This is a genomic window from Testudinibacter crocodili (assembly GCF_006228025.1).
Lineage (GTDB): Bacteria > Pseudomonadota > Gammaproteobacteria > Enterobacterales > Pasteurellaceae > Chelonobacter.
Window position 1 is genome coordinate 1 of record NZ_VDHF01000118.1, and the last position, 14,111, is coordinate 14,111.

The 14,111-nt window shown below is 44.0% G+C and carries 12 protein-coding genes; 4 read left to right on the forward strand and 8 right to left on the reverse strand.

Annotated elements, in window-relative coordinates:
- The coding region (locus tag FHQ23_RS11305) for a LacI family DNA-binding transcriptional regulator (RefSeq protein ID WP_139614412.1) at positions 1 to 440 on the reverse strand (440 nt) is incomplete at its 3' end.
- A 234-nt stretch (positions 441 to 674) separates the two neighbouring features.
- Between FHQ23_RS11305 and FHQ23_RS11310 the strand changes: the two genes are divergently transcribed.
- From FHQ23_RS11310 to mglC, 4 genes are all read left to right on the forward strand, one after another.
- A complete protein-coding gene (locus tag FHQ23_RS11310; RefSeq protein WP_139614413.1) occupies positions 675 to 1,673 on the forward strand; it encodes a substrate-binding domain-containing protein in 999 nt (332 codons plus the stop codon).
- A 241-nt stretch (positions 1,674 to 1,914) separates the two neighbouring features.
- Positions 1,915 to 2,907, forward strand: coding sequence for a galactose/glucose ABC transporter substrate-binding protein MglB (mglB, locus tag FHQ23_RS11315; RefSeq protein WP_139614414.1), 993 nt, complete (start codon positions 1,915 to 1,917; stop codon positions 2,905 to 2,907).
- A 57-nt stretch (positions 2,908 to 2,964) separates the two neighbouring features.
- Entirely contained in the window at positions 2,965 to 4,503 is a 1,539-nt protein-coding gene (mglA, locus tag FHQ23_RS11320; RefSeq protein ID WP_139614415.1) for a galactose/methyl galactoside ABC transporter ATP-binding protein MglA, read from the forward strand.
- 32 nt (positions 4,504 to 4,535) lie between these two features.
- Positions 4,536 to 5,546, forward strand: coding sequence for a galactose/methyl galactoside ABC transporter permease MglC (gene mglC / locus FHQ23_RS11325; protein ID WP_139614416.1), 1,011 nt, complete (start codon positions 4,536 to 4,538; stop codon positions 5,544 to 5,546).
- Between the two features lie 500 nt (positions 5,547 to 6,046).
- Here the strand turns inward: mglC and FHQ23_RS11330 are convergent, their stop codons facing one another.
- From FHQ23_RS11330 to FHQ23_RS11360, 7 genes are all read right to left on the reverse strand, one after another.
- On the reverse strand, positions 6,047 to 7,021 hold the full coding sequence (locus FHQ23_RS11330) for a sigma 54-interacting transcriptional regulator (RefSeq protein ID WP_139614421.1): 975 nt from the start codon (positions 7,019 to 7,021) through the stop codon (positions 6,047 to 6,049).
- A 19-nt stretch (positions 7,022 to 7,040) separates the two neighbouring features.
- Positions 7,041 to 8,807, reverse strand: a complete 1,767-nt coding sequence (gene cydC / locus FHQ23_RS11335) for a heme ABC transporter ATP-binding protein/permease CydC (RefSeq protein ID WP_139614417.1) — start codon at positions 8,805 to 8,807, stop codon at positions 7,041 to 7,043.
- 13 nt (positions 8,808 to 8,820) lie between these two features.
- Complete coding sequence (gene cydD / locus FHQ23_RS11340) at positions 8,821 to 10,587, reverse strand: heme ABC transporter permease/ATP-binding protein CydD (RefSeq protein WP_139614418.1); 1,767 nt, start codon at positions 10,585 to 10,587, stop codon at positions 8,821 to 8,823.
- A 61-nt stretch (positions 10,588 to 10,648) separates the two neighbouring features.
- A complete protein-coding gene (gene trxB / locus FHQ23_RS11345) occupies positions 10,649 to 11,602 on the reverse strand; it encodes a thioredoxin-disulfide reductase (protein WP_442805401.1) in 954 nt (317 codons plus the stop codon).
- Positions 11,603 to 11,679: 77 nt separating this feature from the next.
- A complete protein-coding gene (locus FHQ23_RS11350; protein ID WP_139614420.1) occupies positions 11,680 to 12,537 on the reverse strand; it encodes a co-chaperone YbbN in 858 nt (285 codons plus the stop codon).
- A gap of 59 nt (positions 12,538 to 12,596) precedes the next feature.
- Positions 12,597 to 13,199: a recombination mediator RecR gene (gene recR, locus FHQ23_RS11355; RefSeq protein WP_132967164.1), complete on the reverse strand. Its 603-nt coding sequence runs from the start codon at positions 13,197 to 13,199 to the stop codon at positions 12,597 to 12,599.
- Positions 13,200 to 13,480: 281 nt separating this feature from the next.
- On the reverse strand, positions 13,481 to 13,810 hold the full coding sequence (locus tag FHQ23_RS11360; protein ID WP_132967163.1) for a YbaB/EbfC family nucleoid-associated protein: 330 nt from the start codon (positions 13,808 to 13,810) through the stop codon (positions 13,481 to 13,483).
- Between the last annotated feature and the right edge of the window lie 301 nt (positions 13,811 to 14,111).

A 14,111-nucleotide genomic window follows, 5' to 3' on the forward strand; every position in this document is an offset into this window, starting at 1 on the left:
TTATAAACAAATATAATTTTATCAATATTGCCTTTAAAGATAGTCTCATAGTATTTTCCATCATCTAGACACGAAACCACAATTAATGAGAAATAGTTTTCAGATGAAATCAAGTTTATAAGCTCTTTCTCTTTCTCTGGAATACCACAAGTAAGATATAAATTTAACCGATATCCTTCCTGATAAAATACATATTCTAATTCTTCATATAAAGATTGATATTTTATTGAGCGAATATTTGGCAAAATAACTGCAATTTTATTGGTATTACCTTTTTTTAAAAAACCAGCTTGAGCATTCTTCCGATAGCCTAATTTTTGGATAGCATCTTGTACTTTTCGAATTTTTTTTAAACTAACATTACCTTTTTCATTTAGTACATTCGATACTGTACCTAAAGAGACCTCTGCTTCCTTTGCAATATCTTTCATTGTTGGCATCTCATACCCTCTTCACAACTTCATCATATTAAATCCGATAAGTATACTATATAAATCAGCCATATTTTAATACACTTACTTTAATCCCATTGCAGAGCAAAGATAAAGAAACCGTTACCTAGCTCACAATTTTTAAAATACTTAGCAATGTACTTACATATTTAATAAAAAATCGCGCTATGATAGAAAACGCTTTCATCTTTTCTGTTCCTGTTTTATAGGAGATTTGTAATCATGGTAACAATTCGTGACGTTGCTAAATTAGCCAATGTATCTGTGGCGACTGTTTCGCGGGTTTTGAATGCTCATCCGTCGATCAGTGATAAAACCCGACTGGCGGTGCTGGCGGCAGTGGAGGAGCTGGGCTACTATCCCAATGCCAATGCGCAAGCGTTGGCGACACAAAGCAGTGATACCATCGGTGTGGTTGTGACCGATGTCACCGACTCTTTTTTTGCGATTTTAGTTAAGGCAGTGGATCAGGTTGCCAGCGCACATCAACGCAATATTTTGATTGGGATAGGCTATCATAATCCGGAAAAAGAGAAACAGGCTATTGATTTGTTGCTAAAAAAACGTTGTAATGCCCTTATCGTGCATTCCAAAGCCTTGAGTGACGAGATGTTAAGCGAGTATTTGCAGCGCCATCCGGGCATGGTGATTATCAACCGCACGATTCCCGGTTTTGAGCAGCGCTGCATCGCACTTGATAATGAGAAAGGAACCTATTTGGCAACCAATACGCTGGTTAATCATGGGCATAAATATATCGGTTATATTGGTTCTAACCATCAGATCAATGATGAAATTGAACGCAAAAGCGGCTATTTGAAAGCACTCAGTGATCATGATTTACCAATCATGCCACATGCTATTGCCAACTCTTCTCCGGACTATCAAGGCGGAGAGGAAACCATGATTAAACTGTTGAGTTATAATTCAAATTTAACTGCGGTAGTGTGTTATAACGATTCGATGGCAGCCGGTGCCTTGTCTATTTTGAATGAAAACAACATCAAAGTGCCACAACAGTTTTCGCTGATCGGTTTTGATGATATGCCCCTTGCCAATTATTTAGTGCCCAAGCTGACAACCATTCGCTATCCTATTGATTTAATGGCAACTTATGCAGCTGAATTGGCGCTGAGCTTGGTCAATAAGGCCCTTGCTTCGCCTGAAAATGTCACTTTTAATCCGACTTTGGTAAAACGTTTTTCGGTGAAATCGATTTAAACTAAGTTAAAAAAATGTGATCTGAGCCTCATATTTCTTAATTTAATGATGTAATCGTTTTCATAATGTGAATAGGATCACATACTTTTTTCTTTTCCTTGCGTATCCTTACACCCGACATTATCGCATATAGGCAGATAATACTCTGAGTATCGGTTGCAGTTGATCCGTCAATTATTCATTGACCCCTAAATTGCCCGATGGCATTTATCTTTATATAACAAAGATGGAGAGAATCACCATGAAAAAAACCGTATTAACTTCAATCGCACTGGCTGTTGGATTTGGTATTGCCGCCACCTCTGCCCAAGCGGCAAATCGTGTCGGTGTAACCATTTACAAATATGATGACAACTTTATGTCTTTAATGCGCCAAGAAATTGAAAAAGAAGCAAAAGCATTGAAAGATATTGAATTATTGATGAATGACTCGCAAAACGCCCAATCTATTCAAAACGACCAAGTTGACGTTCTGATCTCCAAAGGGGTGAAAGTGTTGGCAATCAATCTGGTTGACCCTGCAGCTGCACCGACCATCATCAAAAAAGCGTCTGAATACGATATTCCTGTCGTTTTCTTCAATAAAGACCCTGGTCAAGCGGTAATTGATAGTTATGACAAATCCTACTATGTCGGTACCGATCCAAAAGAATCTGGTGTCATTCAAGGCGATTTGATCGCCAAACAATGGAAAACCAATGCCGCTTGGGATTTAAATAAAGACGGTAAAATCCAATATGTATTGCTGAAAGGCGAACCGGGGCACCCGGATGCAGAAGCTCGTACCAAATATGTAATTGAAGAGCTCAATGGTCAAGGCATTGCAACTGAGCAACTGTATATCGATACCGGTATGTGGGATGCGGCAATGGCAAAAGATAAGAGCGACGCTTGGTTGTCCGGTCCGCATGCCAATAATATTGAAATGATCATCTCCAACAATGACGGTATGGCAATGGGGGCGTTGGAAGCAGCAAAATCTCATGGTAAAAATCTGCCGGTATTCGGGGTAGATGCATTGCCGGAAGTGCTGCAATTGATTAAATCCGGAGCCATCGCCGGAACCGTGTTGAATGATGGTGTCAACCAAGCTAAAGCAGTCGTTCAATTATCCGATAATCTAGCAAACGGCAAAGCGGCAACCGAAGGTACCAACTGGAAACTGGAAAACCGTGTAGTTCGTATTCCTTATGTCGGTGTTGACAAAGATAACTTAGAAAACTTTTTAAAATAAATACTACGTTGTAATCCGGGGAGGGGTCACCCTCCCCCTTGCCGCTTGAGGTTGGATATGAGTACAGAACAATCCACACAAACTGAATCAGTGCAAACTGAACATCAAATTTTATTGGAAATGAAAGGGGTCAGCAAAACGTTCCCTGGCGTAAAAGCGCTCGACAATGCTAATTTGACAGTGCGCTCGCATTCGGTTCATGCCCTGATGGGGGAAAACGGTGCCGGAAAATCTACATTGCTAAAATGCCTTTTCGGGATCTATGCCAAAGATGAGGGCGAAATCCTTTTTCTTGGAAAACCAATTAATTTTAAAACCTCAAAAGAGGCGCTGGAAAACGGCATTTCGATGGTACACCAGGAGCTTAATCTGGTTAAACAAAGCAGTGTGATGGATAACCTGTGGTTAGGACGCTATCCGATTAAAGCCGGATTGGTCGATCACACCAAGATGTATAACGATACCAAAGCCATTTTTAAAGAATTAGATATCGATATCGATCCCAAAATGAAAGTGGGCAAACTTTCAGTTTCCCAAATGCAGATGATCGAAATCGCCAAAGCATTCTCCTATAATGCCAAAATCGTGATTATGGACGAACCGACTTCTTCCCTGTCGGAAAAAGAGGTCAACCATCTATTTTCAATCATCGCAAAATTGAAAGAACGAGGCTGTGGCATTATTTATATTTCGCACAAAATGGACGAAATTTTTAAAATTTGCGACGAAGTGACCGTGCTGCGTGACGGAAAATGGATTAACAGTATTCCGGTCAAAGGCGCTACCATGGACGGGATTGTTGCTATGATGGTCGGTCGCGAACTGACTCAGCGCTTCCCGCCAAAAATCAATCGGCCAAAAGAGGTGATCCTAACGGTTGAGAATCTGACCGCACTTAATCAACCTTCGATTAAAGATGTCAGTTTCGAACTGCACAAAGGCGAAATTTTAGGTATTGCAGGCTTGGTCGGCGCTAAGCGGACCGATATTGTTGAAACCATTTTCGGTATCCGAGAGAAAAAGAGCGGTGTGGTCAAACTGCACGATAAAGTGATGCGCAACAAAACCGCACTTGAAGCCATCAATAACGGTTTTGCCTTGGTAACCGAAGAGCGACGTTCGACAGGGATTTATTCCAATTTAAATATTGAATTTAACTCTTTGATTTCAAATATTAAAGCTTACATGTCAAAATTTGGTTTGCTCAGTAACGCAAAAATGAAAAGTGATACCCAATGGGTTATCGATTCGATGAATGTGAAAACGCCTTCGCATAAAACCAATATCGGCTCACTTTCCGGCGGTAATCAGCAAAAAGTGATTATCGGACGTTGGCTATTAACTCAGCCAGAAATCCTGATGTTGGACGAACCGACCCGTGGTATTGATGTTGGCGCAAAATATGAGATTTATCAATTAATTATGGAGCTAGCAAAAAAAGATAAGGGCATTATCATTATTTCGTCCGAAATGCCGGAACTGTTGGGAATCACTGACCGGATTATGGTGATGAGTAACGGCAAACTCGCCGGCACTGTCAATACCAAAGAGACATCGCAGCAAGAAATTTTACAGCTTGCCGCTAAATATTTATAACCGTTTATAAAAATAAGAGAAGGGATAAAATCATGGCTGAATTAGGAAGAAACAAATCTCTTGATTTCCTGAAACAAAATGCAATTTACTTCGTTCTGCTGATTTTGCTGGCGATTATCATCGCACAAGACTCCAGCTTCTTGAGCTTAATCAACTTCAGTAACATTCTGACCCAATCTTCGGTCAGACTCATTATCGCCCTTGGGGTCGCCGGATTATTGGTAACACAAGGTACCGATTTATCCGCCGGTCGCCAGGTCGGCTTGGCAGCGGTGGTTTCCGCTACGCTGCTGCAAGCGATGGATAACGTCAACCGAGTCTTTCCTAATTTAACCGAAATTCCAATTCCGGTGGTGATTCTGGTGGTGTGTGCAATTGGTGCCATCATTGGTTTGATGAATGGTTTCGTCATTGCTGTATTGAACGTTACCCCGTTTATCGCCACCTTAGGCACGATGATCATCGTTTATGGGATCAACTCGTTGTACTACGATGCGGTCGGCTCTTCACCGATCGCCGGTTTTAACCCGACTTTCTCAGCCTTTGCGCAAGGGTATTTCAGGTTTGGGCAGTTCAGGCTCTCCTATATCACGATATATGCGATCCTTGCCACCATCTTAGTTTGGATTATGTGGAATAAAACCCGCTTCGGCAAAAACATTTTCGCTATCGGTGGCAATCCGGAAGCCGCTCGGGTATCTGGGGTTAACGTAACCCGTAATTTAGTCGTGATTTATATGATCGCTGGGATGTTCTACGCTTTCGGTGGGATGTTAGAAGCTGGGCGGATCGGCAGTGCTACCAATAACCTCGGCTTTATGTATGAATTAGATGCTATCGCCGCCTGCGTGGTTGGTGGTGTATCGTTCGCCGGTGGTGTCGGCACGGTTATCGGCGTGGTCACCGGGGTGTTAATCTTCACCGTGATTAACTACGGTTTGACCTATATCGGGGTGAACCCATATTGGCAATATATTATTAAAGGTAGCATTATTATCTTGGCAGTCGCCATCGACTCCTTGAAATATGCGAAGAAAAAATAAGTAAAATAAAAGCACTAGCAAATAAAAACCGTATCGGGTTCTTCCTCTAACCCGGTACGGTTTTTTAATGAATCAATAAAGTGGAGTTGTATTTTTCTTCCCCAATCAAAATTTTCTTTATTTTTACTATCGGGTTTCGCCGATGGCGACTTACTTTTCTTTGCTCGTGCAAAGAAAAGATAAGCAAAAGAAACACGCCCCAATTGTAGGAGCTGTTGATCTTTTGTGTTTATAAATCAAGCAAAAAGTGTGTGATTTTATCCGACAGCGACCTATGGTCGCAATCGGTTAAGCATTGATGAGAGGCTTTGCCTCTCTGAAGCAGCCGCAAAGCGGCTAATCTATGTGTAACCTAGTACGGCTTTGCCGTGCTAGGCTAAAAGGATTAGTTTTAGCTCAAATAATATACTTAAAAGATCAACAGACCCTAGTGCTATTATTCGCCTTTGCTAATTTCTACGCTCAATTTGTAAACTCGCTACGCTCAATATTGATATATGTTACTTGCCGATGCCGTACTGTTTTAATTTATTGGCAATGGTGGTGTGGGAAATGCCTAAACGGTTTGCTAGTTTACGGGTGCTGGGGTAAACATTATAAAACTGTTTTAACACACCGGATTCAAATTGATTGATAATTTGCTCCAGACTTAAGCCTTCATACTCGCTCAGCACCCACTCTGCACTGTTCACTTTGCCGCTGAAATCCGGCAGCGGTAACTGTTGCCCGGCGTCCATCGAAATCACACTACGATATAGCAGATTATACAACTCGCGAATATTGCCCGGCCAATGGTAAGCGCTCAGACTGTCTAAATAGCGATTATCATAGTTTGGAAGCGCAATCTGTAACTGTTGGCAGATTTTCGGCAGAAAAAACGCTAACAAGTGCGGTATGTCCTGTTTATGTTGGCGTAATGGTGGAATATTCAGGCTCAACACATTTAAACGATGGTATAAATCCTCACGCAGTTCACCTTTTTCTACATAATAAGCCAACGGTTTCTGCGAAGTGCAAATCACCCGCACATCGGCAGAATGCTCTTGCTCCTCACCGACACGGCGATAACTGCCGTCGTTCAAAAAACGTAGCAGTTTTGCCTGCAAGCTCAAAGACAGTTCATTGATCGAATCCAATAACACCGTACCGTTGTTGGCATATTCAAAAAAGCCGCAGCTACTGTTGCCGTGTGTACTGTCGCCAAACATCTCTTGTTCTGCCGCCTCCGGCGGTAAACCGGCGCAATTGACGGCAATAAATTTTTCAGCCTGCCGTTTACTCCATTGGTGGCACAATTTAGCGAACATATCCTTCCCGGTGCCAGTTTCCCCTTGGATTAACAGTGGCGCATCTGAACGAGAGAATTGATTTAATTGTCGTAAAAGTTGCTGCATCTCAACACTTTCGGCGACCACTTCAGCCAATATTTCCGCTGGCGGTAATGCCGATTGCTGGTTGTTTTTATTTACCATCATCATGAATAATCCTTTACCCTTAAGCCAAACGGTTTAAAAAACGGTAGAATAAACTGTGTGAATCAGTTGCCAGCGTCGCATAACTACCCTGTTCTTGTAAACGACCGCTGTCAATGATACAAAGACGATCAAATTTTTCTAACGCCGTCAATCGATGCGTCACCATAATCAAGGTCTTATCACGGCAATGCGCCAAAATCAAATTCAGAATTTGCCGTTCAGTTTCACGATCCAAACCTTCGGTCGGTTCATCAAGCAGCACAATCGGACTATTGTTTAATAATACTCTGGCAAGTCCCAAACGGCGTTGTTCGCCACCTGACAGCGGACGACCGCCATCACCTAACCACAAATTCAGACCTTCGCCTTGCTCACTCAAATGCCCCAAGCCAACTTGATGTAGCACTGTCAGCATTTGCTGCTCGCTTACCTGCTCGTTTGCCAATTGTAAATTATCGCGCAAAGTCGCACTGAACACATACACCCGCTGACTGAGAAAACAGAATTGTTGTCGCAAAAAAGCTTCCGCATAGCTACTTAGTTCTCGCCCAGCCAACCGCACTTTGCCCTGTTGCGGGTCATAATTGCGCACGAACAGTTGTAGCAAACTGGATTTTCCACTGCCGGTTTTTCCCAACAATGCGATTTTTTCACCGGCATTCACCTGCCAATCGATCCCTTGCAACACGGGTGTTGAAACTGCACATTGCTGAGCTGTTGCCGACTCACTCGCTTCCGGATAAGCAAAAGTCACGTTCTCGACAACCAACAGCGTTTCATTACTCACAAATTCTGACTGTTGCCCGTCAAATAACACCAACGGTTGCTGTTGAATGATGTCATTCACTCGCTCTGCGGAACTGATCACCTGCCCCAAGCGCAAAAAAGCGGCGCCAAGCGGCATTAAAATCTCAAATGAAGCCAGCGCTGAGAAGGTGAACAGCGCAATATTAGCCAAGCGCAAATAGCTTTGATCGGCAAAATCAGTACCACCAGCCAGCCACAGCATCACCACGACAATCGTGCCGTTCCCCAACAGCAACAGCGCCGCCGATAAACCACTTAAATTCGCTTCTTTAGCCTGCCACCGTTGCCACTGGTGTTCACTGCTTTGCAGTGCTTGCCGCTGTTCAGGCTCTACATTAAATAGCAATAACTCTGCTTGATTTTGCAGCCAATCGAGAAAACGCACTCGATAATTTGCGCGTTCTTGCACTAATTGCTCGCCAAATTTTTTGCCTAATTGATAAAATAGCACCGGAATCAAAATCAATAGTGCAAATAACGTCAGTGCTAGGAACAATGCCAACGAACCATCAATCAGACTCAGCCCTAAAAATAGAAACAGAATCACCATCGCAGCACTGATAAACGGTGCGACCAGCCGTAAATACAGACTATCCAACGTGTCTACATCAGCGACCAACCGATTCAGCAAATCGCTGTTGCGATACCGTGCTAAAACCGCCGGAGAAAGCGGAATCAGACGCGTAAACACCGACATTCTTAACCGAGCAATCACCCGAAAAGTCGCATCATGGGTCACTACCCGTTCAAAATACCGAAGTGCGGTACGCCCGATTGCCAAACCACGTACACCGGCAGACGGATAGAAGAAATTAAATAAAATATTCGTGCCAGCCAGTGAAGCGGCTGCCAAAAACCAGCCGGACAAAGTCAACAAGCCAACACTTGCCGCCAAACCGCACACCATCAGCACAATGCCGAACAGTAAACGGAAAGCCGTATATTTAAATATCGCCAAAAAAGGCAACAGCGTACGCATCTTAATCTCTCCGTTAATCAATTGCCTGTCGGCGTTCGCTTAATAGTTCGGCGAAATAGCCATCTTGTTGACGTAATTCGGCAAAACTTCCCTGTTGCACGAGAGCACCTTCTCGCATCACCCAAATTTGGTCAGACTGTTGCAAATCTTCAATACGATGTGTCACCATGATGGTCGTTTGCAGACGACTGACTTGTTGTAACGTACTCAAAACCGCACTTTCAGAATGTGCATCCAAACTCGCGGTCGGTTCATCCAGCAACAATAAACCAGCATCGCGTAATAGCGCTCTAGCAATCGCCAAACGCTGCGCCTGTCCGCCGGAAAGCCCCAAACCACCTTCACGTATCAAATAATCCAAACCTAGCCTATCAGTAAATTCTTGCGCATAAGCAGCTTGTAACGCCTGTTGCAATTGCTGATCACTGGCTTTAGGATTGCCCAACAGTAAATTTTCCCGAATACTACCCGGCAGCAACAAGGGATTTTGTCCGACCCATGCAATTTGTTGTCGCCATTGTTGTAAATTTAACTCGCGTATTTCAATGCCGTTCACTTGCAAGCTGCCACGATACGGCAAAAAACCGAGCAATACATTCAATAACGAACTTTTGCCTGCACCACTCTGCCCGATCAACGCCACGTTTTGTTTAGGCGAGAGTGTGAAATTCAGTGGCTGGCTTAAAGGTTGCCCCTGTGGGCTAAGGATCTCTAGCTGTTGTGCCGTAATGCTAACCGTTTGATCAGCAATAATGTTCTCGCTTTGTTCTGTTTGTACCGTCAAAAAATCTTGCGACAGAAAATCTTCTATCGCGTCCGCCGCCGCAACTGCAGCGGCACGATCGTGATAGTAGGTGCCAAGGTCACGCAATGGTTGATAAAACTCCGGTGCTAAAATCAGGCTGAAAAAACCGACAAACAGCGCCAATATCACGCCACCACTGCCAAAGCTAATCTGCCCCAAATAGCTGAAACCAAAATAGACTGCCATCATCGCAATCGAAATCGAGGTAAAAAACTCCAAGACCGCAGAAGACAAGAACGCAATTTTCAGTACATCCATGGTGCTGCGGCGGAATTCATCGGCAGCCTGATTCATACTCTGTAGCGTCTGTTCAGTGCGCCCAAACAAGCGCAAGGTTTCTAAACCACGCAAACGATCCAAAAACTGCCCACTCAATCGTCCCAGCACGGTAATATTACGTTGACTGGTTTCTGCCGCTTTCAAACCAACCAACGCCATAAAAATCGGGATCAACGGTGCTGTAAACAATAAAATCAAGGCGCTAACCCAGTTGATCGGGAAAACGGCAATCAAAATAATCAAAGGGATCAATAGCGATAAAAATTGTTGACTAAGGTAGCGGGCATAGAAATTGTGTAAGTTTTCCACTTGTTCCAGCACGATCGTAGCCCAAGTGCCGCTCGGATGGATTTTCATCGCAACCGGTCCGACCGCACTTAGTTTATCCAGCACTTGACGCCGAATGACTTGTCGCAGACGTTGTCCGCCATAAAAACCTAACCGCTCACGCAGATAAAGTATTAAGGCGCGCAACAAAAAAATACCGAACAAGCCGATAAATGCACTGAGAAATTGTTGGCGTGGTTGTTGTTGAATAATAAAACCGTCCAAGATCATCGCCAGCAACCAAGTTTGTCCAATCAGTAAAACCGCACTTAAACAGCCGAGCAGGATATTCAAATAAAGCGGAGCTTTTATTATTTTTTGTTGTTGACGCAGCCACTTGGCAACGACTTTCTGCCGAGCCTTATTCATCAAAAGTCCTTAAAAAAAACAAAAGCATAGCAACTGCTATGCTCTATCTCGATTAAACGGATTAATTTTCCAATGCGTCCAGATAACGTTCCGCATCCAGTGCTGCCATACATCCGGTGCCAGCAGACGTGATCGCTTGGCGATAATTGTGATCCATCACATCACCGGCAGCAAAGACACCCTCAACAGAAGTGGCGGTAGCATTACCTTCTAATCCGGATTTCACCACGATATAGCCGTTGTTCAACGCCAGTTGTCCATCGAAAAGTGCGGTATTCGGTGAATGGCCGATTGCTACAAATACACCGTCCAATTTGATGTCTTCAGTCTGAGTCGATTCAGTATCCTGCACACGAATGCCAGTAACACCCATTTCATCGCCCAACACTTCTTGTAACGTGCGTTTGGTGTGCAGTACGATTTTGCCTTCTTCGACCCGTTTCATCAGCCGATCCAACAAAATTTTCTCACTGCGGAATTGATCACGACGATGCACCAAATGTACTTCAGAGGCAACATTCGCCAAATATAACGCTTCTTCCACCGCCGTATTGCCGCCACCAATCACGGCAACCGGTTTGTTGCGATAGAAAAAGCCGTCGCAAGTGGCACAAGCAGAAACACCACGCCCTTTATAGCTCTCTTCACTCTCCAAGCCCAAATATTTGGCGGAGGCGCCGGTAGCAATAATCAACGCATCGCAAGTGAAACTCTGGGTATCACCGCTCAATTTAAACGGGCGCACGCTTAGATCCACCTGATTGATATGATCAAACACAATTTCGGTATTAAATTTTTCTGCGTGTTGCAACATACGCTGCATCAATTCCGGACCAGTGGTATCAGCATAATCCCCCGGCCAGTTTTCAATTTCAGTGGTGGTGGTCAACTGTCCACCTTGTTGCAGCCCTGTGACCAACACCGGATTCAAATTTGCCCGTGCCGCATAAACCGCTGCGGTATAACCCGCCGGACCGGAACCTAAAATCAATAATTTGCAATGTTTAACTGTCATTATCCTGACTCCATTTTCTGTTGTCGAATGTCATCATTATAGCGAAAAGCCGTCAATTCGCCATTGAATTTGTTGCCTTAATACAGCAAGGCGTAAAGTAAACGGCGATATTTATTGGTCACCGGATCGCTGCTGCCAATTGCTGCCAGAATCGATAGATATTGTTGTTTCAATTCGCCGTTCGCCACGTTCAAATCCTGCTTTAAAAAGCCGAACAGTAACGCTAACGCCTCTTCGTTGCGCCCAGCTTGATGGAGTTGCAACGCCAATTTCAAGGCGATTTCAGGGCTGGGATTACGGCTGAAATCCTGTTGCAGTTGCTGGATTTTCGGCGTATCTGCCGCTTGAATCAATAATTCGATCTGCGCCTGCAACCCCTGCCAACGGCTGTCTCGATCCTGAATCGGGATCTGGTTTAAAATCTCTTGTGCGGCTTCGGTATTTTTGATCGCGATATAGGTTTCGGCATACAGCAGCGCAATTTCACTGTTTTTACGATCCGACAAACTCCACGCCTCTTTCAGCAAAGGCAGCGCATGGTCGTAATCCTCTGCTTGCAGATAGTCCAACGCCTGATTAAATTTTATCTCTTCTTCTCGCGGTAAAATCAACGCCAAGCGGGTTTTCAGCTCTTCCTCCGGCAACACGCCGGGAAAAGCGTCTATCGGTGCGCCATCTTTAAACAGATAGGTGGTCGGTACGGCTTGAATTTGGAATTGACGCACAATGGTCTGCTGTTGCTCACAATTGACTTTCACCAACACAAATGCGCCATTATGCTGCTCCGCCAGACGCACTAAAAGTGCGGTAAAGTTTTCTGAGGCGGTATCGCCAGGCATATAAAAGCTGAATACCAATGGAAACTGCTGGCTAAGCTGAAGCACTTCATTAAAATTTTGTTCAGTAATATCAATCAGGTAGTCTTTATTATTCATCTTATCGAGCCTCTCATATAAATTTTGCTTTATTTTTTCGTTTGTTATTCATCTGCAAGTTACTTCACTGAACGCCGCCCCAAAAACGAGTGTGACAAGGTAGTACCGTCCACGTTTTCCAGCTCACCGCCCACCGGAATACCGTGGGCAATGCGAGTGACATGAATGTCATATTGTCGGCAAAGTTCAGCAATATAATTTGCCGTTGCATCACCTTCTACCGTCGGATTGGTTGCCAAAATCACTTCTTCAAAGGCTTCTTGTTGCAAGCGCTGCTGTAACAAGTCTAACCCGATATCGCGCGGTCCGATGCCATCTAGCGGTGAAAGATGTCCCATCAGCACAAAATAGCGGCCGGAATATTGTCCGGTCAGTTCTAGGGCTTGAATATCAGACGGCATTTCAACCACACACAACTGGCGGTTCTGCTGACGACGAGGATTTTTACAAATTGCACAGCACTCTTCTTCAGTAAAGGTGCGGCATTGACTACAGTGCCCAATCTTGCTCATGGCTTCCTGCAAGGCTTGCGCCAAATTAATACCGCCACTGCGATTGCGCTGCAATAGATGGTAAGCCATGCGTTGTGCCGATTTAGGTCCGACGCCGGGGAGGCAACGTAGCGCCTCCATTAAGTGTTCCAATAGTGGACTAATTTGCATTTTTAAACTTGTTCACTGATTTTTTAATAAACAAACCGCACTTTAAAGTGCAATTCAGGCTGCTGACAAAGGTGAAAACGCACAATATTTATTGTAAAAGTAGGGGCGGATTATATATCCGCCCGAACTGGATGTTGAGCTTTTCCTTTGTAGATTAAGTGCTTATGTCGAATTGCAAAAACGGGCGGATATATAATCCGCCCCTACTTTGCCTCATTAAATATCTTTGTCTATAACCTGAACCGCACTTTAAAGTGCGGTTCTAAGATAAATACTTTTATTTAAAACGGCATCTTGAAGCCTGGTGGCAACTGCATACCGGAGGTAACCGAAGACATTTTTTCTTTTTGCAACTCTTCGGCACGGCGCACAGCATCGTTAAATGCTGCTGCGACCAGATCTTCCAGCATCTCTTTGTCATCTTCCATCAATGATGGGTCAATTTCGATACGGCGACAATTGTGTGCCCCGTTGACGGTGACCTTTACCAAACCGGCGCCGGATTCACCAGTAACTTCCAGTTTCGCCACTTCTTCCTGCATTTTTTGCATACGCTCTTGCATTTGCTGCGCCTGCTTCATCAAGTTGCCTAAGCCGCCTTTTCCAAACATAATCTACTCTCTTTTTCTAGGGTCTGTTAATCTTTGTTTATAATTTGAGCTATAGACTCTTTTTTGCCACTCTTTTCGCTAATAAATAAGGCAAAAGTTGTGAAGTTTAGTGATTCTAAACGAACGGCTTTTAACGCCGCTGTAGTACGAAAAGTAGTGGCGAAAAAGAGTCATAGTCCTACGGATTGTGTTTAAAATGAGCACACTCGTCGTTGTAATCCTCATCAATAGTCCCGCTATTGATTTCGGCTTACGCCTAGATTGTGCTCATTTTAAACAACAACTCAAAATATAAACAAAG